Genomic DNA, 23339 nt, shown 5'->3' with positions numbered 1-23339 from the left:
CGCCCAATCCTCTTCTCGCAGCACGGGTAGCGGGAATCGCGCAGTGCGGAAAGAGGGCGCATTGGGCTGGGCAAAACCCGCCGCGCGCTATTTCGTTAACGGGATTCGGCTCGCTAGCCACAGCATGTGACTACGCAGATCACCATCGGCCACGACGCCACCGGAAAACCGGTCGAATTCGATGTCGAGGAACTGCTCGCCACGCGCCTGCTGGTCCAGGGCAATTCGGGCAGCGGGAAGTCGCACCTCCTTCGTCGCCTGCTGGAGGAAAGCGCCGGAATGGTGCAGCAGGTGGTCATCGATCCGGAAGGCGATTTCCCTTCGCTGGCCGAGGAATTCGGCCATGTCGTGATCGACGGCGCGGCCTATTCGCCGGGCGAGATCGAGGCGCTCGCCCGCCGCATCCGCGAACATCGCGCCAGCGTGGTGCTCGATCTCGACGGCCTGGAGGTGGAGCAGCAAATCCGCTGCGCCGCGCAATTCCTGACTGCCCTGTTCGACGCCCCGCGCGAGCATTGGTATCCGGCGCTGGTGGTGGTGGACGAGGCGCAGATGTTTGCCCCCTCAGCTGCGGGCGAGATGGCGGAGGATACGCGGCGCATGACGCTTTCGGCCATGACCAACCTCATGTGCCGTGGGCGCAAGCGGGGGCTGGCGGGCATCGTCGCGACGCAGCGGCTGGCGAAGCTCGCCAAGAATGTCGCGGCCGAGGCTTCGAACTTCCTCATGGGCCGCACATTTCTCGATATCGATATGGTCCGCGCCGCCGACCTGCTTGGCATGGAGCGAAGGCAGGCGGAGCGGATCCGCGAGCTGGAGCGGGGGCACTTCCTCGCGCTCGGTCCGGCGATCACGCGGCTTCCGCTGGCATGCAAGATCGGCCCGGTGAAGACCGGCCATGAGGCCCGCGCGGAAGGTCTGATGGCGCTGCCCGATACCGCGCCCGCCGACATGGAAGCGCTGCTGACACGCGACCTTGCCGGAGATGTCGCCAAGGCTGCGCCGCCGCCATCGCCGCCCGCACCACGTGTCGAGGATATCGCAGAGAGCATCGCACAGGCCGAAGAGCGGCACGTCGCGCCGCCCGCGGAGCAGCGCGACACATCCGCCGTGGCCGAACAGATCGAGGCGATCATCGGCGCAATGGCGAGCGAGGAGGGCATCGCCTTCCAGTCCGCCAGCGCGCAATACCAGACCTTCCTGACCCGCTGTCGGCGCGAGCGCATCATCGGGCCCATGCCGGACATGCGCGCCTTCCGCCGCCGGTTCGCCATGGCGGGTGCGGGGATGGACGAGCTGCCGGAAGGTACTGCCGCGCGGATTATGGAGCTCGCCGATGCGGTCGAGGAAGACCTGCTCGCGCCCTTTCTGGTGATCGCCCGCGCCGCCCATGCTGGCGAGACGCAGGTCGACGAGAACGAGCTCGCCCGCGCCTATGGCACCAGCTCGCCCGGCCGCATTCGCCGCCTGCTCGACCACCTCGAGCGACAGGGCCTTGTGGTCGTGCGCGAGGACTTCGGGGGAGATCGCACGGTGATGGTGCCGGGGCTCGAAGGCGAGCCAGCGGAATAATTTTCCCTTGCCCCTCGCCAAGCGCGGACTCACCCCTATATCCGACTAACACACCTCGTAAATTTGCGGGGAAGGGCTTGTGTTGCATAAAGGCAACACCATATTCTAGCGGATATTCAAGCACAGGGGTTTCCAGATGAATCTCGAAAAATTCACCGACCGCGCCAAAGGTTTCCTGCAAAGCGCGCAGACTGTTGCGATCCGCATGAACCACCAGCGGATCACGCCGTTGCATATCCTCAAGGCTTTGCTCGAGGACAACCAGGGCATGGCTGCTCAGCTGATCCAGCGCGCGGGCGGCAATCCGGGCGTCGCGATCACCGAGGTCGATACTGCGCTGGGCAAGATCCCGGCCGTCTCGGGCGGCGGAGCGCAACAGACGCCCGGGCTCGATAATGACGCCGTGCGCGCGCTCGACCAGGCCGAACAACTGGCGGAGAAGGCCGGTGACAGCTTTGTCCCGGTCCAGCGTCTGCTGCAGGCGCTCGCGCTGGCAGACAATGATGCGGGCAAGGCGATCAAGTCAGCCGGCGTCGATGCGAAGTCGCTCGAAGAGGCGATCCAGGAGGCGACCGGCGGCCGCAGCGCGGACAGCGCCAGCGCCGAAGAAAGCTACGACGCGATGAAGAAGTATGCGCGCGACCTCACGCAGGCGGCGCGCGACGGCAAGCTCGACCCCGTCATCGGCCGCGACGAGGAAATCCGTCGTACGGTGCAGATTCTCGCGCGCCGCACGAAAAACAATCCCGCCCTGATCGGCGAGCCCGGCACCGGCAAGACTGCGATTGCCGAGGGCCTGGCGCTGCGTATCGCCAATGGCGACGTGCCCGACAGCCTCAAGGGCCGCACGCTGATGGCGCTCGACATGGGCGCGCTGATCGCGGGCGCGAAATATCGCGGCGAGTTCGAGGAGCGGCTGAAGGCCGTGCTCGACGAAGTGAAGGGTGCCGAGGGCCAGATCATCCTGTTCATCGACGAGATGCACACGCTGATCGGCGCGGGCGCGTCCGAAGGCAGCATGGATGCGGGCAATTTGCTGAAGCCGGCGCTGAGCCGCGGCGAACTGCACTGCATCGGTGCGACGACGCTCGACGAATACCAGAAGTATGTCGAGAAGGACCCCGCGCTGCAGCGGCGCTTCCAGCCGGTCTACATCGACGAGCCGAGCGTCGAGGACACGATTTCGATCCTGCGCGGCATCAAGGACAAGTACGAGCTGCACCACGGCGTGCGCATCACCGATGGTGCGATCGTCGCGGCGGCGCAGCTCAGCAACCGCTACATCCAGAACCGCTTCCTGCCCGACAAGGCGATCGACCTGATGGACGAGGCGGCTTCGCGTATCCGCATGGAGGTGGAGTCCAAGCCCGAGGAAATCGAGAACCTCGACCGCCGCATCATCCAGCTGCGGATCGAAGAGCAGGCGCTGCAGAAGGAAACCGATTCCGCATCGAAGGATCGGCTCGAAGCCTTGCGCAAGGAGCTGTCCGAACTCGAGCAGCAATCGAGCGAGTTGACCACGCGCTGGCAGAACGAGCGCGATAAGATCCACGCCGAGGCGCGGGTCAAGGAAGAGCTGGACCACGCGCGGCTCGAACTCGAACAGGCGCAGCGTACCGGCGACCTGGCGAAGGCGGGCGAGCTACAGTACGGCAAGATCCCGCAGCTCGAGAAGCAGCTTGCCGAGGCGAGTGGCCAGACCGACAACGCCCTGCTCAAGGAAGAGGTAACCGAAGACGATATCGCCGGCGTCGTCAGCCGCTGGACGGGCATCCCGGTCGACCGGATGATGGCGGGCGAGCGCGAGAAGCTGCTCGACATGGAGAACATCCTGTCGAAGCGCGTGATCGGGCAAAGTCAGGCGATCGATGCCGTGTCCAAGGCCGTGCGCCGTGCGCGCGCGGGCCTGCAGGACCCGAACCGGCCGCTCGGCAGCTTCCTGTTCCTCGGGCCCACCGGCGTCGGCAAGACCGAACTTACCAAGGCGCTCGCCGGCTTCCTGTTCGACGACGACCAGGCGATGGTCCGCATCGACATGAGCGAGTTCATGGAAAAGCACGCGGTCGCCCGGCTGATCGGCGCGCCTCCGGGCTATGTCGGTTACGAGGAAGGCGGCGTGCTGACCGAGGCGGTGCGGCGCAGGCCCTATCAGGTCGTGCTGTTCGACGAGGTCGAGAAAGCCCATAGCGACGTCTTCAACGTGTTGTTGCAGGTGCTCGACGACGGGCGCCTGACCGACGGGCAAGGCCGCGTGGTCGATTTCACCAACACGCTGATCATCCTGACGTCCAATCTGGGCAGCCAGTACCTCGCGCAGATGACCGACGACCAGAAAGTCGAGGATGTCGAGCCGCAGGTGATGGACGTGGTACGCGGGCACTTTCGCCCCGAATTCCTGAACCGGCTGGACGAGATCATCCTGTTCCACCGCCTGGCGCAGGAGCACATGGCCCCGATCGTCGAAATCCAGGTCGGCCGGGTGCAGAAGCTGCTCACGGACCGCAAGATCACCATCGATCTCACCGATGCCGCCAAGAAGTGGCTGGGCAGGGTGGGGTATGATCCGGTCTATGGCGCGCGGCCCTTGAAGCGGGCGGTACAGCGCTATTTGCAGGACCCACTGGCCGACAAGATCCTGCGCGGCGACGTGCCGGACGGATCGACGGTGAAGGTTGAGGAAGGGGACGGTGCCTTGCAGATGACGGTGACATAAGCGCCGCGGCGCTCCAATTCATCGCCGAGTTATACAGAAAGGGCCCCGGTTTCCCGGGGCCCTTCCTTTTGTCCGAAGCCGAAAAACTTAAAACTTCGCTCGCGCGCCGACCGAGAACCGGCGGCCGAGTGCGTCGTTGATGCCGACCAGACTGTCGAAATATTCTTGGCCCTGCCTATCGAACAGGTTGGTTACCGCGAAGGTAAAGCGGAACGTGTCCGCCGCATCGAAGAACACCGAAGCATTGACCGTGACGAAGTCGTCATATTCGTCGATCTCGCGGAATTCGATGCCGCGGTTGTCGCGATCGAACAGCTGCTCACCCACATAGTTGATGAAGGTGGACGCACCCCAGTTATCCGCATTGTAGCGAACACGGAACTGGCCGGAGAACTCGGGATCGCCGATCTCGCCATCGCTGCGCGTTGCCGCGACGCCGGTTTCATTGATCAAACGCTCCTTCACGTAAAGCAGGTCGCCGCCAAGGCTGAAGGTCCCCGGAATGCCGAGGAAGTCTTCCGGCAGCGTGTAGGAGAGCGTGCTCTGGATGCCTTCGAACTTGATCTGCTGACCGTTGATGAAGCCAGTGGCCACACCCGGATTGGCAGGATCGTTGACCACGAAGCCGCCGACATCGATGTTCGGGGCATTGGGGTCACGCGGATCGGGGCCTAGGGTCCCGGCCGGCAGGCGCTGGATCTGAGAACAGAATTCGTTGCCGTTGGCCGGGTCAGCGGTGTTGAAGACCTCGTTGTCGAAGCAGGCACTGACAATGTCGGCCACACCAAGGTTCACGATCGGCTGCGCGATGTCGATATTGATATAGTCGACGGTAAGCGCGAAGCGGGGGAGGAACCGCGGACGAATGATGACGCCGAAGGTGTAGCTGTCGGCCTGTTCGTTTTCGAGATTCGGATTGCCCCCCGACGTGATCGGGATGGTGGCCGAGATTGCCGGGTCCAGATTGGCGTTCGGGAACGCTGCCAGGAAGGCGGCACAGTTGGCCTGACGCGCTTCGGGATTCGGCCCGTTGTTGATGTCCTGCGGACGGCAGGGTGTCACCACCGCCGAGAAGGCATTGTTGGCCGGCTGGAAGAGTTCGGTCACAGCCGGAGCACGGAAAGACCGCGTAAAGTTCCCGCGGAATTCGATGTCGGGAATAACCGCGAAGCGTCCGCCCGCCGACCATGCGAAGAACCCGCCATTGACGGTGTTATCGACATAGCGACCTTGGGCAGAGACTTCCGCACTGTGAATGAAGAAATCATTCGCAGGCGAGACCAGCGGAATGAGAACTTCGCCGAAGACTTCGTCGACGTTGAATTCGCCACTGACCGGCCCGATGGCGACGGATCGCCCGAGCCCCTGTTGCTGGAATTCACCCGGGATGAACGCCGCCTCTTCCTTGCGGTGTTCGTACCCGATGTTGAACCCGGCCGGGCCGGCACCCCAGATATCGAACAGCGTGCTGCCGATATTGAAGTTGAAGACCGTCTGGTCGAGTTCCGCCACCGCAACATTGTCCTGGATGACATAGGCCCGCGCTGCGTCCGATGCGCGACCTTCGCCGAGCAGATTCAGCGGAACGCAATTAGGGTCGGCAACGGGGGTCCCGCCGGGTCCGGCGAACAGCGTGCCGAGAACCGTCGGGTCGGTGGAGCAGATCGGATTGCCATTGGCATCCGCGGCGACGTTGACGGCATTGATGAAATTCTGCCGATTGATGTCCTGACTGAAAGTGACGATTTCCGCAGAGCCGCGGTTCGCACTGGCCTCGAAGTTGAAAACACGGCCGAGAGCGTCGAATTCGCCTCGCAATCCGACGACGCCGCGCAGGATTTCGTTCTCGCCAAAACCGGAAGTGTCGGCGAGGTCGAGATTGACGCGCGAAAGCTGGAACGCCGTTACGCCGTTGTCGATCAGGGTCTGGCGCGCCTGGTCGGTCAGGAACGGGTTGTTCACGTCGAAGATTACAGCGCCACTAGCACCACCGAACAGCGGCGCGTTGAAGCTTGGCTGCTGGACCAGTTCGTCCGCCCGCGACTTGAAGTAGGTGCCTTCGGCGAACAGCGTCACATTGTCGGTTACGTCGAAATTGGCGAAGCCATTGACGACAGTACGACGCAGATCACTTTCGATCTGACCGAAATCGGAGAAGCGGAAGCCGTCGCCACCCAGACCGCGAATGCCGAGCCCCGGGAAGGTTTCGCCGGAATCGAACGGATTGAGGTTGCCGCGGCCGTCGAACGAAGCCGACAGGCTGAGCGGGCCGCCGAAGATCACGCCGCCGCGATCGAGGAACGGGATAGTGATGCCGCGGAAACGAACCGAGGGCGGGATACCGTCCGCGTCACCGGTGTCAGGGCCGATATTCGGATTTACGCGGAATGCGCTTGCGGGTTCACCAAGACCAGGCACGTTAGCCTGCGTTTCGATGGCATCGCGAAAGAAGCTGCGATCGTTCTGCAAAACGCCTTCGACTTCGTCATGCGACACGGCCACCGTGATGTTCGCCCGGTCGTCGAGGAAGTTGAAGCCGGCTGCACCCGACACGTTCCAGCGGAAATTGTCGCCGCGCTCGGTGATGCCGCTGGTGCCGCTGACGACGATATCGTCGAAGCGCGTCTTCAGGATGACGTTGGTCGTCCCCGCGATCGCGTCCGAACCGTACACCGGGGCGCCGCCGACACCGATGGTGTCGATGCGGTCGATCAGGATTGCCGGAATGACGTTAAGGTCGACCTGGACGCCCTGGCTGGCGTTGTTGAACAGGCTCGGTACGTTCGACGACACGAAGCGGCGACCGTTTACGAGTGTGAGGTTCCGGTTCGAACCAAGGCCAAGGTTGTTGACGAAGTTCACGCCCTGGCCAAACGAACCCTGTGCACCGGCGGGTGTCACGCTGCCGCGATAGGCGGGCAATTCGTTCAGCGCATCGGCGATATTGGTGATGTTGCGATCTTCGATGTAGCTCTCGTCCACCACGAAAATCGGGTTGCGGGACTGCACTTCGGGCAGGCGGATGCGCGAGCCCGTTACGGTTATGACATTGGTTGCCTCGGAACCGTCCGCATTGCGGGCTTGGTCTTCATCGACACCGTCGGCATCCTCGTCAGTGATGACCGGCTCGGGAGGCCCGGCAATCTGGGCTACGGCCTGCGTCGGGATAGCAAGAAGAGCGGTGGCGCCTACGCTGGCAAACAGTGCGGCCCGTCCACCCCAGGTGGAAGTCGTTTTTTTCATTTTTTCAGTCCCCTACTTGAGCCGGTCAAAAATCGGCCCATGGAACTGAATAAAAGCAATGCGCACGTAGCCGCGCAAGAGCCGTCGGCGTTTATCCGGCAAGCTGGCGGTAATCTGGCGAGAAGGGGTCACAAAATTGCAACAGGTCGAGGCGTGCCCCTATCTCGATCCTCTGATAATTTCCGTAAAGGCCCGATTTCAAGAAACTTTATGTCGGATCGGAAGGGTTGGGGTTTGGCGGTGCGAATCGCTATTTCGGTCCGGGCCTTCAAGGTTGGTAGTGTCCGGGCCATCTGTTATCGCCCGACACGCAACTGCCAGGAATAGGACGACACATGCATCGCGCGTTTCTCTATCCGCTTTTCGCGACGGCGGTCTTACCAGTCGCCGCCATCGCCCAAGTCACGCCCGCGCCTGATTCCTCGATCGAGGAGTGTCGCGCCATCGGAAGCGATTCCAAGCGCTTGCGCTGCTACGATGCGGCGCTCGATGCTCTTTACGGGGTCGACGAGGAACTGCAGGCCAAACGCGAGGAATACCGCCGGGATCGCTTTGGCCTGCCGGTCGACGACAGCGGCATGCAATTGACGGAACTCGAAGCCATTGTCACCGAAGTCGACGAGGACCTGCGGTCCGGGATCACGGCGATCGCGCTCGACAACGGACAGGTTTGGCAACTCAATTCGACCGGCGGCCTGCGCGCACGGTTCCGCCCGGGCATGAATGTCGTCATCAGCGAAAGCGGAACCGGGGGCTATCGCATTCGCATTCCTGACAAGTCGGGCTTCAAGGGCGTCAACCGGATCCGCTGAGATCGGTAACGAGCGGTAGATCGATGGACACGGCCACTCTGCTAGCCGACCCCGCTTGGCTGCCGCATCGCTATGACGAGGCGCGTGACGCTTTCAGGTTCATCCATGTCCCGCGCAGCGATCATCGCAAGGCAACCTTCCTTACGGACGACTATCTTACGAATTCCGCCGACTATCGTGAAATCCCGCGCGCCGATATCGACCGCGCGGCGCTCCCCTCCGGCGACATTCATTTCGTCTTCCATTCGGCCTATTGCTGCTCGACCCTTGTGGCGCGCATGTTCGATCGGGAAGGGCGCGCTATGGGACTGAAGGAGCCGCAAGTCCTCAACGACCTGGTGGGTTGGCGCCGCCGCGGGGCCGACACACAAAAATTGGCAGCGGTCCTCGATCTTTCGCTGGAGCTCCTGAGCCGACCTTTCGGTAGCGCCGAGATTGTCGTCGCGAAGCCGTCCAGTATCGTCAACGCAATCGCTCCCGCGATGCTAGGAATTCGCCCAAGGTCACGTGCGCTTCTCCTTTATGCGCCGATCGAGGATTTCCTGTCCTCCATTGCGGTAAAGGGCCTCTGGGGTCGGCAATGGGTTCGCACGTCGCTTATCGGTCAGGCGAAGGACGGTGCATTGAGCCATCGTTTCACTACCGAACAATTGTTGGAACTGACCGATCTGCAGGTTGCCGGACTAGGCTGGCTCTCTCACCTCGCTATTTTCACGCGGCTGCGTGAAAAGTTCGGCGAAAGTCGCGTCGCTGTTTGCGACAGCACCACTCTGTTGCGAGATCCCTTGGCGACGACACGGGCGGCTTACTCGCACTTCAAGACATTGTTGAACGAGACGGAAGTTCACGAGATAGGACAGGGCGACGTTTTCAATCGCAACTCCAAGGATCAAGGTAAGTATTCGGCGCAGCAGCGCCGTGACCAGATCGAACGGACGCGGGCAAACAATAAGGACGAGATCGAGATGGTCGCCGAATGGGTTCGGCACCTGGCCGGAGATATCGACCTTGACAGCCATCCGTGTTCAACCCTGGACCTGGATTGATACGCAGGCTCCTAGGGCTTCTTGTACTAGTTGCCGGCCAGCCCAGCAGCATTCTCTTCAACGGTTCTTCGCGCGTTCTCGTTACCGCGTCGGGCGAACTCCTCCCACTGACGATTGGTCAAGCAGGTTTTCTTGCGCTTGGCCAGCGAGCCGATCACTCGTTCGGTCCGGCATTTGACAAAATCGGGATGGTCCTTGTCGGTAATCTTTGCCGTCTGCTCGACACCAGCATCCTGCGCAGTCGCAGGAAGGGCGGGGAGGGCAAGAGCGGCACCGATTGCGCAGAGGGCGAAGACACGTTTCATGGCAATTCCTTCGAGCTGGGCAGCAAGCCTAACATAAAACGCTGAAGAAAAAAAAGGGGCGACACGAAGTGCCGCCCCTTCCTTTCGATAAACGACGTGTGACTAGAAGCGAAGCTTCACGGCAGCCGCATAACGGCGGCCCAGCGCGTCGTAGGTCGACGGATAGATGTTACCCGAGTTGTAGGCAGTCGAACCGATGTCCGAACCGACGATGGTCGGTTTGTTGTCGAACAGGTTCTGAACGGTGAGCACCAGTTCGAGGTTGTCACTCGCTGCAAAGCGAGCGCTCAGGTCGAAATAGTTCTCGGCCGGGATGTTGTTGAAGTCGACTTCTTGACCAGCAACCGGGCCAGCCGACGGATCGAGCTCTCCAACGAATGCGTCGCCCGACTCAGCACGCTGAAGCGGTTCGAACTCAGTTGCGCTGAGGTAGCGCCAGAGCACCGACAGATCGACCTGATCGAAGAACGAGAAGGTCGCCCGGGTGTTGAAGACGAATTCCGGCTGGATCGAAGGACAGTTCACCGAATAATAGCTGACGCATTCACGGTTCACCGAGGTCGGCGTAGCCTGGAAGGTGTTGCTGTTGACCCAGGTACCATCGGTAGCGAACCGGAAACCGATGTTATCGGTCAGGCTCGTACGATAGCGCAGGCTGACGTCGATACCGTCGGTCTTGATCAGGCCGAGGTTCGACGAAGCCAGCTGCAGCCCGGGCACTTCGTCCGGCGAGCCGTCGAGGCCGCCAGTCGTCGCGCTACGCAGGATCTGCGAACAGATCGGGTTGCTGGCGCTGGGATTATCGTAACACCCACCGACGATATCGTTCACCGTCGGCGAAGTGATCGCGTCTTCGATCTTGATGTTCCAGTAGTCGACCGTCAGCGACAGGTTGTAGAGCGGTTCGATGATCGCACCGACCGTCCAGGTCGTGGCGGTTTCGACACCAAGGTCGGGGTTGCCACCGCCCGTCGCGTTGATCTGACCAGCAGCCGGCTGAAGGATGTTGCCGATGAGCGACTGCGCCTGAGCCTGAGTCGCGCCATTGGCAACGATCTGGCTGACGCAGGCTGCCGTCAGGGCAGCATCGCCAACCGGGTTGGAGCCAGCACAAGGGTCGACTGCAAGGTTGGTCAGGAACGTGGTCACCGGTGCGAAAAGCTCGCCGATGTTGGGCGTACGCGACGAACGCTGATAGTTACCGCGGAAGGTCAGCTGTTCCACGGGAGCGAACGTACCGCCCGCCTTCCATGTGAACTCGCCGCCTGCCGTCGAGTAATCCGAATAACGACCGCCGACTTCGAGGGTCAGATCTTCGATGAACGAATCTTCCACGATCGGGATGACCAGTTCGCCGAAGACGTCCTTGACGTCGTATTCACCGTCGATGTTCGGAGCGGCACCGCCACCGCCGACGACAGCGCCAGGGGTCTGCGAGGCTTCGTCCGAAATCTGCGACGCGGTGTATTTGCGATATTCCGCACCGGCCGCGAAGGCGATCGGAGTGTCGGTGATACCGAAGCCGAGGTCGCCGTTGAGAACGCCCTGGACCTGCTGCAGCGATGCCTTCGTGATGACCTGCTGCGTGAGGTTGAAGACGAAATCCACCGCTTCCTGCGAGCCGAGATTGCCCAGCGCCCCAAACAGGTTGATCGGCGCACAGCCACGGCTGGTATCGGCGCAGACCACGCCGCCCGAACCATCGGGGATCGCGATCAGCGACTGCTGCAGACGATCGAAACGGGCAAAGCCGCCCTGGCGCTGGATCTGCTCGCTTTCACCGTATGTGCCCGAAACTTCCCACTGGATGTTGTCGGTCAGATCGCCGCGAAGACCACCCACCAGGTTGAACAGCGTGGTGGTAAAGTCCGACGTACGCGAGCCGGCTTCCGGCGTACGACGGCGGACCTGAGCGTCGAATTCGACATAGTCGGGGTTCGGCGACCCGTCAGCAAGAGTTGCACCGAATTGCGTGTTGCGGGCAGCGGCAAATTGCGCAGCCGTAAGGCCGAGGTTGTTGCCGAACTGCTGGGCAATCGCATCCGGAATGAACGGGTTGTTCAGGTTGAAGGTGTAAGTGTTGAAGAACGAACCGCCCGGAGCGATGATCGTGGACACCGTGTTCTTCGAGAACGCGGCCTGGGTAAAGACTTCTACCGCGTCCGAAACTTCGTAACGACCCGAGCCATAGATGTTGAAGCGCTCGAATGGCGTCAGGAAGATATTGAACGGGTTGAAGTTGAACGGACGGTCGAACGCGCCGAGCGTTTGGCCATCGTCGCTGATCTGACCCACGATTCCGGCCGTGTCGGCGTCCGGACCGTCAGCCGCAATGATTACTGCCGGAACGGCATTGGAAGAACCGCTGCCCGCACCGGTGAACGAACCGATGTTGAAGACCGAGAAGTCACGGTCGCCCTGGAACACCGGATCCTGGTTCTGGTAGCCGAGGCTGAGAACGGCGTTACCGCGACCGTCGTCGAAGTTCGCACCGATCGTGACGTCGGCGCGGAAAACGTTGCCGTCGCCTTCTTCGGTGATCTGTTCGGAGAACGTCGCTTCGACGCCTTCGAAATCACGCTTGGTGATGAAGTTGACAACACCGCCGATAGCGTCCGCACCGTAGGTGGTGGTGGCGCCGCCGGTCAGGATTTCCGTACGCTCGATGACGGCGAGCGGAATGTTGTTCAAGTCGACGCGGCCGGTCGTGTCGGCCGGGGTGAAGCGGCGACCGTCCAGCAGGACCAGGTTGCGGTTGGAGCCGATGCCGCGCAGGTTGACGAAGCTGGCACCGCCGTTGCCGTTGTTGACGGCCGAGCCAATGCTCGGAACCGCCGAGGGCAGTTCGCGCAGGAATTCTTCCGCGACGTTGGTCTGGGCAAGCTCGAGATCTTCGCTGCTGACGACGCTGACCGGGCTGGCCAGTTCGAGGTTAGGGTTGGAGATGCGCGAACCGGTGACGACGATCGCCTGGCCGGCAGGTGCGGGCGAATCGACGCTCTCTTCGTCTTCCGTCGCAACCTGGGCCATCGCCGGCTGCGCGATGAGCGCGAGGCCGAGAACGGCCGGGGCCGCGCTGGCTTTGAAATAAGTCTGGAGTTTCACTCGATAAAGTCCTTCTTCCGTTACCCGCATCGAGGGTCGATGCGCGTGTAAGAACCCCCATGGATGGACTGCCTGCACAGGTACCCCCGAACGACAGGCCCATCGGCGGAACGCGGTATCTGCCTTGTCGGTTAGTTACATTGCAAAGCAAATCTGGGCGTTTTCCCGAATGCCCACGCGGGTGTTGCTCGAATGGCACACATGCAACAGCGCGCGAAAGAATGGCGTTCTGACTACGTATGCGCCCGACATTTCCGCAACGTCGCAGCCGCGCGCTTGACCTTAACGTAAAGCGTCCATAGGCGAGTGGCGAAACGAAACCGAACGAGGACAAGTGCGATGCCCGAAGCCTATATCGTTGAAGCCGTCAGGACTGCCGGCGGACGGCGCGGAGGGCGCCTGGCGGGTGTCCATCCGGTCGATCTCGCTGCTAAATCGCTCGATGCGATCATGGAGCGTTCGGGCCTCGAGGCGAAGGCGGTTGACGACGTGGTCATGGGCTGTGTCAGTCAAGGTGGCGAACAGGCCATGCAGGTCGGGCGCAATGCGGTGCTCGCCAGCAAGCATCTGGGCGAGGGTGTCCCCGCTGTGACCATCGACCGCCAATGCGGATCCAGCCAGCAGGCGATCCAGTTTGCCGCACAGGCGGTGATGAGCGGCACGCAGGACGTCGTGATCGCCAGCGGAGTGGAAAGCATGAGCCGCGTGCCGATGGGCTCGACCGCCATGTTCCACATGAAAGAGGGTCTCGGAAACTACAAGTCGCCGGGCCTCGAAGAGAAATATCCCGGCATCCAGTGGAGCCAGTTCATGGGCGCGGAAATGATCGCGCAAAAGCATGGTTTCTCCAAGGACGACCTCGACCGATTTGCGCTGAACAGCCACGAGAAGGCGATCGAGGCGACGAAGTCCGGCGCTTTCGAGGCCGAAATCGTCCCCGTGCAGATCGAGACGCCCGAAGGCGAGGAAATGCACACGGTCGATGAAGGCATCCGTTTCGATGCCACGCTGGAGGGTATCGCCGGCGTCAAATTGCTGAGCCCCGAGGGCAAGATCACCGCGGCCACCAGCAGCCAGATATGCGACGGTTCCAGCGCCGTGCTGGTGGTGAGCGAGAAGGCGCTCAAGGAATATGGCCTTACGCCAATGGCGCGCATCCACAACCTCACCGTCACGGCGGGCGATCCGGTGATCATGCTGGAAGAACCATTGTTCGCCACCGACCGCGCGCTCGAGCGGGCAGGCATGAACATCGGTGACATCGACCTATACGAGGTGAACGAGGCTTTTGCCCCCGTGCCGCTAGCATGGCTCAAGCACACCGGCGCGGACCCCGAGAAGCTCAACGTCAACGGCGGCGCTATTGCGCTTGGCCACCCGCTCGGTGCATCGGGCACCAAGCTCATGGCGACGCTCGTTCATGCGCTGAAGGCGCGCGGCAAGAAGTATGGCCTGCAGACAATGTGCGAAGGTGGAGGTGTCGCCAATGTGACCATTGTCGAGGCTCTGTAAACGAACGCTATACGAAAATTACCCGTTCGTGCTGAGCTTGTCGAAGCACCGCACTTTCTTCTAGCGCTGCGCCACAAGTAAAGAACGGCCCTTCGACAAGCTCAGGGCGAACGGTTTTGTGATCTCAGGAGAGAACAATGGAAGTCAGCAGTAAAACTCCCGCCGTCGTGACCGGCGGCGCATCGGGCCTCGGCGAGGCCACCGCCCGCGCGCTCGCGGCGAAGGGCGCGAAGGTCGCGATCTTCGACATGAACGAGGAGAAGGGCGAAGCGGTCGCGAAGGACATCGGCGGCGTGTTCTGCAAGGTCAACGTGACCAGCGACGAAGACGTCGATGCTGGCTTCGCCAAGGCGCGCGAAGCCCATGGGCAGGAGCGTATCCTGGTCAATTGCGCCGGCATCGGCAACGCGATCAAGACCGCCAGCCGCGACAAGCAGACCGGCGAGATCAAGCACTTTCCGATCAGCGCGTTCGACTTCGTGATCCAGGTGAACCTCATCGGCACCTTCCGCTGCATCGCCAAGTCGGCAGCCGGCATGATGAGCCTCGATCCGCTGACCGAGGAAGGCGACCGCGGCGCGATCGTCAACACCGCTTCGGTCGCTGCCGAAGACGGCCAGATGGGCCAGGCGGCCTATTCCGCTTCGAAGGGCGGCGTAGTCGGCATGACCCTGCCGATCGCACGCGACCTGATGCGCGAAGGCATCCGCGTGAACACCATCCTGCCGGGGATTTTCAACACTCCGCTGATGAATGCCGCTCCGCCTCAGGTGAAGGAAGCACTGGCCGCATCGGTCCCGTTCCCCAAGCGTCTCGGCTATCCGGAGGAATATGCCAATCTCGCCATGTGCATGATTGAGACCGGCTATTTCAACGGCGAGGACGTGCGCCTCGACGGTGCCATTCGCATGGCCCCTCGTTGACGCGAGAAAGGGCCGCATGATGCCGCGATAAGCGATCCAGCATCGTATCCTGGAGCGCCGCTCGTCCCAGCCGGACGGGCGGCGTTTCTTCGTCATTTCCGCAGGTTCAGGTGGAGGTTTTCGCGAAAGGACCATTTAGGCGGACGATGGTCAAATTCAAAATCGCCGCAAAGCTGACCCAGACCAGATAAGGGACAATCAGCCAACTGGCGAGGACTGACCAGTCTCTCAGAAACACGCAGAGCGCCAACACCGACACCCAGAGGAACGGCACCTCGACGAGCGCCCAGTCGGGGCGGCGGATTTTGAAGAACAGCGGCGACCACAGGAAGTGGAAGAGGCCGTTGACCAGGTAGAGGCCGATCAGAAACGCCTGCTCTCCACGGGCGCTGGCGCTATCCCAGCTCAACACGAATGCCCACGCCGCGAGCACCAGGATGATCGTCCATGCGGGTCCGAAGAGCCAGTCGGGCGGCTGCCAGGATGGCTTCCGTAGATCGCGATACCAGCTGTCGATCGTGGTCAGCAGCCCGCCACCCAGTCCGAGGAGAATGGCCCAAGCGGCGGCGAAGAGGACGGAAAATTCCATCGCGGGCAGCCTAGGCGCAGGGGGCAGTTCTGGAAAGGCCGATCGTGCGTTCGCCATGACCTTGCCTTCCGTGCTCCGGAACACGCGCTTGGCAAAGCCCTTGCCGATGCCGCATTGCTGCGCCAGAAAGCCGAAGCATATGGCGCGCTTTCCCTTTTCCGCAATCGTTGCACAGGACGAGATGAAGCAGGCGCTGCTCGTGAGTGCCGTCGACCCGGCAATCGGCGGTGTCATGGTTTTCGGCGACCGGGGGACGGGCAAGTCCACCGCGGCGCGCGCACTTGCCTCGCTCCTGCCACCGATCTTAGCGATTCAGAACTGTCCCTATGGTTGCTCGGCGGAGGATAAGGAACGCTTTCCCGACGTCTGCGGAACCGGGCCGATCCGCAAGCGTCCGGTGCCCTTCGTCGACCTGCCTCTCGGTGCAACCGAAGACCGCGTCATCGGCTCCCTCGACCTCGAAACCGCGCTGCGCTCGGGCGAAAAGGCTTTCGAGCCCGGGCTGCTGGCCAAGGCACATCGCGGATTTCTCTACATCGATGAAATAAACCTGCTTGAGGACTACCTCGTCGACCTTCTGCTCGATGTGGCCGCTTCAGGGGAGAATGTGGTCGAGCGCGAAGGGCTGTCGGTACGCCATCCCGCCAAATTCGTGTTGATCGGGAGCGGCAACCCGGAAGAGGGCGAGTTGCGCCCGCAATTGCTCGATCGCTTCGGCCTGTCTGTCGAAGTGCGCACGCCAACCGAAATAGATGACCGGGTAGAAATCATGCGTCGCTGCGCAGCTCAGGAACGCGATCCGGAAAGCTTCGCGGAGGAATGGGCCGCAGAGGATGAGAAGATCTTGCGCAAGGTCGCGCGCGGCAAGAAGAAGCTGGCGACGATGCAGGTGCCAGACGAGATATTGGCGGATTGCGCGGAGCTTTGCATTGCCGTCGGCGCCGATGGGTTGCGCGGCGAACTCACCCTGATGCGCGGGGCGAAGGCGCTTGCTGCGCTGAACGGCGCAAAAGCGGTGCGGCGCGAGCACGTCATCGCCATCGCACCGTCCGCGTTGCGGCACCGATTGCGGCGTGATGTTCTCGACGAAACGGGATCGACCGCGCGCATAGAGCGGGCCTTGGGCGACCTGTTCGGATGAACGAGGCGGCAGTGCCCGTTGGTCCGCTCAACGATGCGCTGCTTGCCTTGCGATTGTTCCTGATGGCTCCTGTACGGCTGGGCGGACTGTCCCTGAGGGGAGGTGGCCCCGCTCGCGACCTGGTGCTGGAAAAGCTGCGCGAGGATGGCGCCGAATTGCGGCGTATACCGATGCATGTCGATGACGAGCGGCTTTTGGGAGGGGTGGATTTCGCCGCCAGCATCGCGTCCGGCCACAAGGTCAGACAGCGCGGTTTGCTGGAAGAGGCTGCGGGTTGCGTGTTCGTGGTGCCGCTCGCGGAGCGCTTGCCGGAAGCGATTGCCGGACGGATCGCGCAGGAATTGGACGCAGCCTCGATGGCGGGCGGGTTTGGCCTCGTGCTGCTCGACGATGGGATCGAGCCCGATGACAGGCCGCCGAGCTGCCTGCTCGAAAGGATCGCATTCGATTGCGATCTGTCGCGGGTCGCGAGCCTGGATGTCGATGATGCCGGAAAGTCGATTGCTATCGAGCCCGATGCAGTGGCCTTGCTGGACGATCGCCAACTGGCCAGCATTGCGGCAACGGCGTCGGCACTCGGCATCCCCTCGGTCAGGCCGATGCTGTTCGCAGCCGAGACCGCCCGGCTGCACGCAGCACTCAACGGGCGGGAACAGCCCGACGAGAACGACCTGCAGATAGCTGCGCGGCTTGTGCTTGCGCCGCGCGCCCGGCAGCTTCCCGCATCGGAGCCGGAGCCCGCAGAAGCGCAGAACGAGAGTCCTGCGGAGCGCACCGATGACGGGAGCGAAACCAGCGAAGGCAAGCTCGAGGACATCGTGCTGGAGGCGGCAGCCGCTGCAATCCCGCCCGACCTGCTGGCACAGCTTTCGTCTGGCAAAGCCAATCGCAATGCAGCCGGTAGCGGCAGCGGGAAACGGCGCAAGTCTGCGCTGAGAGGCAAACCGATAGGGGTTCGCCCCGGCGTTCCGCGCGGCGGCGCCCGGCTCACCCTGATCGATACCATGCGAGCGGCTATTCCATGGCAGGCGCTGCGGCGGCGCCAGAGAGGCGAAGATCGTCGGTTGATCGTGCAGAAGGAGGACCTGCGCATCCGTCGCTTCGAGGAGCGCGCGGCGCGGCTCACGATCTTCTGCGTCGATGCGTCTGGATCGGCGGCGGCTGCGCGCCTCGCCGAAGCGAAGGGCGCTGTCGAGCTCATGCTGGCGCAAGCCTACGCTACGCGCAGCGAGGTCGCGCTGGTCGCATTTCGTGGCACAGCTGCCGACCTGATCCTGCCGCCGACCCGCTCACTGACCCGTGCACGAAGGGCGCTGGCGGAATTACCGGGCGGCGGAGGAACTCCGCTGGCGATGGGACTGCAGGCAGCGCGCGAGGTGGCCCTATCCGCAGAGGCGCGGGGCCGGACTCCACATCTGGTCGTGCTCACCGACGGCAGGGGGAACATCGCTGCAGATGGCAGCGCCAGCCGCAGCCGTTCGGGGCAGGATGTCGAGCAGGCTGCCAGGGCGATCGCTGCGCACGGAGTGGAAGCGCTGGTGGTGGATATATCGGCGCGGCCCGGTCCTGATGGGCCGCGCCTTGCCGAATTGATGCAAGCGCGCTTTCTCGCCCTGCCGATGGCGGATGCGCGCAAACTTCACGCCGCGGTTCGCGCAGCAACTCCGTCAAGGGCGGCATGAGCCGGCGCCTCGACTGGTCGCGCGAGGGTCGCAACTGGCCAAATCGCGAAGCCAGCCGCTTTGTCGATGCCGGGAGCATTCGCTGGCACATTCAGCAGATGGGAAGCGGTCCGGCTATCCTGTTGCTTCACGGCACCGGAGCTTCAAGTCATTCCTGGCGCGACATCATGCCAGCGCTGGCGGACGATCTCTGCGTCATCGCTCCCGACCTGCCCGGCCATGCCTTCACCCGATCTTCGCAGATCCACATGTCGCTCCCGGCTATGGCGAAGGCGCTGTGGGGCCTGCTGGACGAACTGGGCACGTCTCCGGCAATGATTGCAGGCCATTCGGCCGGTGCGGCGATCGCCCTCCAGATGTTGCATGAACGGGAAGCGGCCATACCGATGATCGGGTTCAGTCCCGCACTCGCTCCGTTCCCGGGCCTCGGCGCGCAAGCCTTTCCCCTGATGGCTAAGCTCCTGTTCGTGAACCCCCTCGTGCCGCGCCTCTTTTCTGGCTTCGTCCGGCTGTCAGGCGAGACGCAACGTTTTCTGATGCGTTCGACGAATTCGCGGATCGATGCCGCCGGACTGCGATGCTATGAAATGCTGCTTACCAACAGTGCGCATTGCAAAGGCGCTTTGGCAATGATGGCCAACTGGAACCTGGAAGAGTTCGAGCGCCGGCTCCCCGATATCGCCAACCCCGTGCTGCTGGTGCATTCCGACAAGGACCCGGCAGTCCCGCTCGCTTCTGTTCGCAGGGCGTCGGAGCGGCTCGCCAATGCCCGGCTGGAGATCCTGCCGAATCTGGGTCATCTTGCCCATGAGGAGCGGCCGGAAATGGCGATTGCCATGATAAGGTCTGCCCATGCCGAGGCTTGAAAGGATCATCGATGGACCAGTTCAGCGAAAACTTCGGCTGGGTGGAAATCCTCTTCACCGCACTGGTCGCATTCGGTTTCGGCGGCTGGCAGTACTGGTCGGTCAGCCGCGAAATCGAGCGCGACAAGCAGGTGAAGCGCGAAGCCGAGGAGTCAGCTGCCGATCCTGGGCATGCGGTAGGGAAGCATGAACTGGACGATCGGTGAGGTGAAGCGGCGCATGTCGAGACTTTCCTGCACGGCCACGACCTGTTCGCCATACAGGCGCGAGGCGAGCGTCGAGCGGGCATAGAAAGGCGCATCTTCCCAGGTCTTGATCACGCTGGCGTGACCCCGGTCGGCGCGTGTCTTTCTTTCCATCTGCCAGAGCGTGTTGGGCATGGGCGCGGCGAGGGGCAGGGGGGCGCTTTCGGGAACGCCATGCCGGTCGAAACGGATCGCACTGGCGAAATGCGACCCATCGTGCCGCCGACCTTCGTAACACACCGCCGCGCCGTCGCTCAGATGCGCGCGCGACCAGTGCCAGACGTCGAAGCCCTCTTCCAGCGATTCATTCCCTCGGTTCGAGTCGAGATAGGCGCGACCCTTCCACGAGAGCGCCGGCTGCTTCATCTCCACCTCGATCCGGGCCCGCGGGGCGAGACAGTGCCAGATGTGTCGCGCCTCCGGATCCAGGGCATAGCTCACGGGATTGAGTGCTTCCGGAAAAACTCTGACCTTGCCCCTCACACGTCGCTGCCAGGGTATACCGAGGCGCTTGTCCCGTTCTTCGATATCGATTTCCAGCGCATCGCCAGTCCAGCGCACGCTGCTGGGACCAATGGCCAGGACGTCGCGCTCCTGTGTCACGTCGCCGCGGCCCCTTTCGGTCATCGCCCAGCGGCTGCGGGGCCCGTAGAGAGCGACATTGAGCGATGCGTGATTGGTCGGATCGCCCCTGCCGCTGGCCTTGTAATAGGGTGAGAAGACACTGCCGATGAAGGCGATAATGGTCAGGCCGTGGCGCCCCGCTCCTCCCGTGGTGTCGTCGCTGATCGCGTCGATATACCACCACGCGTAGCCGCCGGGTGGGACCGGCGCATCGAAGCGCGGTCTGCCATCAGCGTGTTCGCTGCCATCTGCCCGGACAAGGCGGCCATCGGGACGCCCGCGCCAGGATGGGTGCTCCCGCCTGCGCAATAGAGCCCAGGGATCCGCGTCCGCGCGCCCTGCCGGAGGAAGGATGCCGCCCACCCGTGCGAGTCCCGTCCATAAAGGGCTCCACCCGTCGAGGGGAAGAGCGCCTCGAAATCCCGCGGCGTCACCAGCGAATGCGGCATGTCCGCCTCCAGCGTCAGCCCGCAGCGCGCCAGAGAATGTGTCATCGCTTGGGTGCATTGTTCAAGCTCCTGTGGGGTGGGGTGGTGGGTGTCGCCGTTAGCGGCGGCATTGACGATGATCTGCAGGCGCTCGCGCCCCTGCGTGGTGTCGGTATCATCGGCGTTTCGGTCCTGCGCGCAGACATAGACCGAGGGGTCGGCGATCGTTCGCCCGTCCTGCAAGGCGTCGAATTCGGCAGCATAATCGGGCGAAAAGAACACGTTGTGCCGCGACAGAGCGAAGCCCGATGTCTCGGTATGTGCCAGCCATACCAAGGCGGACAGCGACCTTCTCTCGGGAGCAGGTTTACCGACCGCGCGGCTGGCAGATTTTCCCAGCAGACCCGCGCCGAGCGCGGCGGGGTCGGCGTTACAGATTACCGCATCGGCAGGAAGCCTTTCGCCCGAGGTCAGCGTTACGCCCGACACGCCTGACCGGTCGACCTCGATGGCCGAGACAGCTTCACCGAAGCTGAAGGTGGCACCATTGCGTTCCGCCAGCGACTTGAGAGCCTCGGCCAGCGCGCTCATGCCGCCATCGATCAACCACACTCCCTCCGCTTCGACATGGGCAATCAGCATCAGCGTTGCCGGCGCATCGAAGGGCGAGGAGCCGCAATAGGTCGAGTAGCGCGCAAACAGCTGGCGCAGACGGGGGTCGGCGAAATGCTCGCCGAGGACTTTCCAGAGGCTTTCATAGGGGCGGATCGCGATCAGATCGCCGACACGCCATAGGCCGATGCGCCACATCAGCGGCAAGGGCCAGCTGACTTTTGATTGCCGCATCAGGCTCTGGTCGAGGATATTGTAGATACGGCGCGCTTCGGCACGAAAGCTGCGATAGCCTTTCGCCGCATCGGCTCCGGCGAAATCTCCGATTGCGTCCTCGCTTCGTTGAGGGTCGGCGAAGAGATCGAGTGTCTCGCTCCCGCTCCAGGCGTGACGGGCGAGAACCTCGGCGGGGCGGATCGCAAGGCATTCGTCTAGCTCGCTTCCGCACGCGCGGAAGATCGTTTCGAAAACGTCCCGCATCGTGAACACGGTCGGGCCTGCATCGATTGGAGTGCCGTCGACTTCGACGCGGCGCGCTTTTCCGCCGACCTTCGGTTCTTTTTCGACGACTGTCACGTCGCGCCCGGACGCGGCAAGCAGAGCGGCACTCACAAGGCCGCCAATTCCCGCTCCGATGACTACGACTCGTTCCTCCAAGCGATCAGGCCTCCTGACTCCGTGATTGACCTTTACATATCATCTGTCCACCTAGATGGACAAATGAATCGCGATGGCGCCTTGATGGACGGTCCGCCGCAGAGCTTGCGAATGCGGTATCTGGCATGGCGCAACCGCGTGCTCGGAAGTACCGGCTTCAGACGCTTCGCAGCGCGAAACCCGCTGCTTCGATCGGTCGCCCGCCGGCGCGCGAGCGCGGTGTTCGATCTGGTTGCCGGCTTCGTCTACTCGCAGGTGCTCTTCGCCATCGTCGAGTCGGGCTTGCTGGCCCGATTGGTTCAGGGCCCCGCCTGTCTGGCTGACGCGATGATGGTCACCAAGCTGCGCGAGGATGCGGCGCTGCGCCTGCTGCGCGCTGCCGCCGCCATCGAGATCGTCGAAGAGGGCGAATCCGGATGGTGGGTGCTGGGTCGGCAAGGGGCGGCGTTGCAAGGCAACGAGGGGGCTGTCGCGATGATCCGTCATCATCGGTTGCTCTATGCCGACCTAGCGGACCCCCTCGCACTCCTTCGTGACAAAAGTCGATCGGAAACGCGGCTCGCGCAGTTCTGGAAATACGCTGCTTCTGAGAGTGAAAGCGAGGAATTCCGGGCCGCCGCGTCCGAATACTCGCAGCTCATGTCGCAATCCCAGGCAGCGGTTGCGGAGGAGGTGCTGTCCGCATTTTCCTTCTCACGCGCCGGTTCGCTGCTTGATGTCGGCGGAGGGAACGGGGCATTCTTGAGGAATGTCGCTGCGGCGCACCCGCACCTTCGGCTGGGGCTGTTCGACCTGCGGAATGTGATTGCGCTCGCGAAGGACGCATTCTCCGGTCCGGCCAAACCGCGATTTCACGAAGGCAGTTTTTTCAGCGACTCGATACCGAGTGGCTACGATCTGGTGTCGCTGGTCAGGGTTTTGCATGATCACGACGATGCACCGGCCCGGCGTTTGCTTGAGAATATCCACAGGTCGATGGAGCCCGGGTCGCGCCTGATTCTCGCGGAACCGATGGCTGGCACAAGCGGAGCGCAAGGCATGGGGGACGCCTATTTCGGTATGTATCTCTGGGCGATGGGCTCAGGCAGGCCGCGCTCTGTGGATGAGAATTGCGCCATGCTCAAACACGCCGGATTCGCCTCCGCGCGCGAAATTGCGACCGGCCAGCCGGTGGTTACCTCACTTGTTGTCGCAACCGCTTGACGATCCAGTTGTCATTGCAATTTGACACTATGCGGTGTTCGGCTTAGCTTACACCTTGCGT

18 protein-coding genes are annotated in these 23339 nt (G+C 62.7%); 11 read left to right on the top strand and 7 right to left on the bottom strand.

Annotation, left to right across the window (positions count from 1 at the left end):
• Positions 1–126: 126 nt before the first annotated feature.
• Both P8Q88_RS12925 and clpB read left to right on the top strand, forming a co-directional pair.
• Positions 127–1572 carry an ATP-binding protein gene (locus tag P8Q88_RS12925; RefSeq protein ID WP_278324242.1) on the top strand — a complete coding sequence of 482 codons (1446 nt, stop codon included), beginning with the start codon at positions 127–129 and terminating at the stop codon, positions 1570–1572.
• Between the two features lie 136 nt (positions 1573–1708).
• Positions 1709–4285, top strand: a complete 2577-nt coding sequence (clpB, locus tag P8Q88_RS12920; RefSeq protein WP_278324241.1) for an ATP-dependent chaperone ClpB — start codon at positions 1709–1711, stop codon at positions 4283–4285.
• A gap of 87 nt (positions 4286–4372) precedes the next feature.
• Here clpB and P8Q88_RS12915 read toward each other — a convergent pair whose 3' ends face one another.
• Positions 4373–7528, bottom strand: a complete 3156-nt coding sequence (locus P8Q88_RS12915; RefSeq protein WP_278324240.1) for a TonB-dependent receptor domain-containing protein — start codon at positions 7526–7528, stop codon at positions 4373–4375.
• A gap of 335 nt (positions 7529–7863) precedes the next feature.
• On the opposite strand from P8Q88_RS12915, the gene P8Q88_RS12910 reads away from it, so the two are divergent.
• Complete coding sequence (locus tag P8Q88_RS12910) at positions 7864–8340, top strand: hypothetical protein (RefSeq protein ID WP_278324239.1); 477 nt, start codon at positions 7864–7866, stop codon at positions 8338–8340.
• A gap of 41 nt (positions 8341–8381) precedes the next feature.
• Here P8Q88_RS12910 and P8Q88_RS12905 read toward each other — a convergent pair whose 3' ends face one another.
• Positions 8382–8585, bottom strand: coding sequence for a hypothetical protein (locus tag P8Q88_RS12905; RefSeq protein WP_278324238.1), 204 nt, complete (start codon positions 8583–8585; stop codon positions 8382–8384).
• Positions 8586–8642: 57 nt separating this feature from the next.
• Between P8Q88_RS12905 and P8Q88_RS12900 the strand changes: the two genes are divergently transcribed.
• On the top strand, positions 8643–9386 hold the full coding sequence (locus P8Q88_RS12900; protein WP_278324237.1) for a hypothetical protein: 744 nt from the start codon (positions 8643–8645) through the stop codon (positions 9384–9386).
• Between the two features lie 26 nt (positions 9387–9412).
• Here P8Q88_RS12900 and P8Q88_RS12895 read toward each other — a convergent pair whose 3' ends face one another.
• Together P8Q88_RS12895 and P8Q88_RS12890 are read right to left on the bottom strand one after the other, a co-directional pair.
• Positions 9413–9691: a hypothetical protein gene (locus P8Q88_RS12895; protein WP_278324236.1), complete on the bottom strand. Its 279-nt coding sequence runs from the start codon at positions 9689–9691 to the stop codon at positions 9413–9415.
• 102 nt (positions 9692–9793) lie between these two features.
• Positions 9794–12796, bottom strand: coding sequence for a TonB-dependent receptor domain-containing protein (locus P8Q88_RS12890; protein WP_347569017.1), 3003 nt, complete (start codon positions 12794–12796; stop codon positions 9794–9796).
• A 339-nt stretch (positions 12797–13135) separates the two neighbouring features.
• Here P8Q88_RS12890 and P8Q88_RS12885 point away from each other — a divergent pair, with 339 nt between their 5' ends.
• Together P8Q88_RS12885 and P8Q88_RS12880 are read left to right on the top strand one after the other, a co-directional pair.
• The gene (locus P8Q88_RS12885; RefSeq protein WP_278324235.1) at positions 13136–14308 is read left to right on the top strand and encodes an acetyl-CoA C-acetyltransferase; all 1173 of its coding nucleotides are present in this window, start codon (positions 13136–13138) and stop codon (positions 14306–14308) included.
• Positions 14309–14445: 137 nt separating this feature from the next.
• Positions 14446–15231, top strand: coding sequence for an SDR family NAD(P)-dependent oxidoreductase (locus P8Q88_RS12880; protein ID WP_278324234.1), 786 nt, complete (start codon positions 14446–14448; stop codon positions 15229–15231).
• Positions 15232–15337: 106 nt separating this feature from the next.
• Here P8Q88_RS12880 and P8Q88_RS12875 read toward each other — a convergent pair whose 3' ends face one another.
• Positions 15338–16054, bottom strand: a complete 717-nt coding sequence (locus P8Q88_RS12875; protein WP_347569016.1) for a TspO/MBR family protein — start codon at positions 16052–16054, stop codon at positions 15338–15340.
• Between P8Q88_RS12875 and bchI the strand changes: the two genes are divergently transcribed.
• The 4 genes from bchI to P8Q88_RS12855 are packed head-to-tail and all read left to right on the top strand — an operon-like array spanning position 15960 to position 19715.
• Positions 15960–16961 carry a magnesium chelatase ATPase subunit I gene (gene bchI, locus P8Q88_RS12870; protein WP_278324232.1) on the top strand — a complete coding sequence of 334 codons (1002 nt, stop codon included), beginning with the start codon at positions 15960–15962 and terminating at the stop codon, positions 16959–16961. The two genes, P8Q88_RS12875 and bchI, sit on opposite strands and share 95 nt — an antisense overlap.
• A complete protein-coding gene (locus P8Q88_RS12865; protein WP_278324231.1) occupies positions 16958–18643 on the top strand; it encodes a magnesium chelatase subunit D in 1686 nt (561 codons plus the stop codon). Before bchI ends, P8Q88_RS12865 begins: the two co-directional genes overlap by 4 nt.
• The gene (bchO, locus tag P8Q88_RS12860) at positions 18640–19509 is read left to right on the top strand and encodes an alpha/beta fold hydrolase BchO (protein WP_278324230.1); all 870 of its coding nucleotides are present in this window, start codon (positions 18640–18642) and stop codon (positions 19507–19509) included. The genes P8Q88_RS12865 and bchO overlap by 4 nt, the downstream gene beginning before the upstream one ends.
• Positions 19510–19520: 11 nt before the next feature.
• On the top strand, positions 19521–19715 hold the full coding sequence (locus P8Q88_RS12855) for a hypothetical protein (protein ID WP_278324229.1): 195 nt from the start codon (positions 19521–19523) through the stop codon (positions 19713–19715).
• On the opposite strand, the gene P8Q88_RS12850 is transcribed toward P8Q88_RS12855, so the two are convergent.
• Together P8Q88_RS12850 and crtD are read right to left on the bottom strand one after the other, a co-directional pair.
• The gene (locus P8Q88_RS12850; RefSeq protein ID WP_512700435.1) at positions 19662–20486 is read right to left on the bottom strand and encodes a carotenoid 1,2-hydratase family protein; all 825 of its coding nucleotides are present in this window, start codon (positions 20484–20486) and stop codon (positions 19662–19664) included. The two genes, P8Q88_RS12855 and P8Q88_RS12850, sit on opposite strands and share 54 nt — an antisense overlap.
• A 14-nt stretch (positions 20487–20500) precedes the next feature.
• Positions 20501–22075: a 1-hydroxycarotenoid 3,4-desaturase CrtD gene (crtD, locus tag P8Q88_RS12845; protein WP_278324227.1), complete on the bottom strand. Its 1575-nt coding sequence runs from the start codon at positions 22073–22075 to the stop codon at positions 20501–20503.
• A gap of 63 nt (positions 22076–22138) precedes the next feature.
• On the opposite strand from crtD, the gene P8Q88_RS12840 reads away from it, so the two are divergent.
• Entirely contained in the window at positions 22139–23278 is a 1140-nt protein-coding gene (locus P8Q88_RS12840) for a methyltransferase (RefSeq protein ID WP_278324226.1), read from the top strand.
• The last annotated feature ends 61 nt before the right edge of the window (positions 23279–23339 follow it).

It is taken from the genome of Qipengyuania marincola, from assembly GCF_029688625.1.
Classification (GTDB): Bacteria; Pseudomonadota; Alphaproteobacteria; order Sphingomonadales; family Sphingomonadaceae; genus Qipengyuania.
This window is presented reverse-complemented; position numbering and strand designations above follow the sequence as displayed.

What these genes read in the sequence shown, in the direction of transcription:
- clpB (WP_278324241.1), top strand. Translation starts at nt 1,709, where the DNA reads ATGAATCTCGAAAAATTCACCGACCGCGCCAAAGGTTTCCTGCAAAGC.
- P8Q88_RS12915 (WP_278324240.1), bottom strand. Translation starts at nt 7,528, where the DNA reads ATGAAAAAAACGACTTCCACCTGGGGTGGACGGGCCGCACTGTTTGCC.
- P8Q88_RS12910 (WP_278324239.1), top strand. Translation starts at nt 7,864, where the DNA reads ATGCATCGCGCGTTTCTCTATCCGCTTTTCGCGACGGCGGTCTTACCA.
- P8Q88_RS12905 (WP_278324238.1), bottom strand. Translation starts at nt 8,585, where the DNA reads ATGGAAGACGAAATGAATGTCGCCGGAGGGGAGCGCCGCGCGGTCGAT.
- P8Q88_RS12900 (WP_278324237.1), top strand. Translation starts at nt 8,643, where the DNA reads ATGGGACTGAAGGAGCCGCAAGTCCTCAACGACCTGGTGGGTTGGCGC.
- P8Q88_RS12895 (WP_278324236.1), bottom strand. Translation starts at nt 9,691, where the DNA reads ATGAAACGTGTCTTCGCCCTCTGCGCAATCGGTGCCGCTCTTGCCCTC.
- P8Q88_RS12885 (WP_278324235.1), top strand. Translation starts at nt 13,136, where the DNA reads ATGCCCGAAGCCTATATCGTTGAAGCCGTCAGGACTGCCGGCGGACGG.
- P8Q88_RS12880 (WP_278324234.1), top strand. Translation starts at nt 14,446, where the DNA reads ATGGAAGTCAGCAGTAAAACTCCCGCCGTCGTGACCGGCGGCGCATCG.
- bchI (WP_278324232.1), top strand. Translation starts at nt 15,960, where the DNA reads ATGGCGCGCTTTCCCTTTTCCGCAATCGTTGCACAGGACGAGATGAAG.
- P8Q88_RS12875 (WP_347569016.1), bottom strand. Translation starts at nt 16,054, where the DNA reads ATGACACCGCCGATTGCCGGGTCGACGGCACTCACGAGCAGCGCCTGC.
- P8Q88_RS12865 (WP_278324231.1), top strand. Translation starts at nt 16,958, where the DNA reads ATGAACGAGGCGGCAGTGCCCGTTGGTCCGCTCAACGATGCGCTGCTT.
- bchO (WP_278324230.1), top strand. Translation starts at nt 18,640, where the DNA reads ATGAGCCGGCGCCTCGACTGGTCGCGCGAGGGTCGCAACTGGCCAAAT.
- P8Q88_RS12855 (WP_278324229.1), top strand. Translation starts at nt 19,521, where the DNA reads ATGGACCAGTTCAGCGAAAACTTCGGCTGGGTGGAAATCCTCTTCACC.
- P8Q88_RS12840 (WP_278324226.1), top strand. Translation starts at nt 22,139, where the DNA reads ATGAATCGCGATGGCGCCTTGATGGACGGTCCGCCGCAGAGCTTGCGA.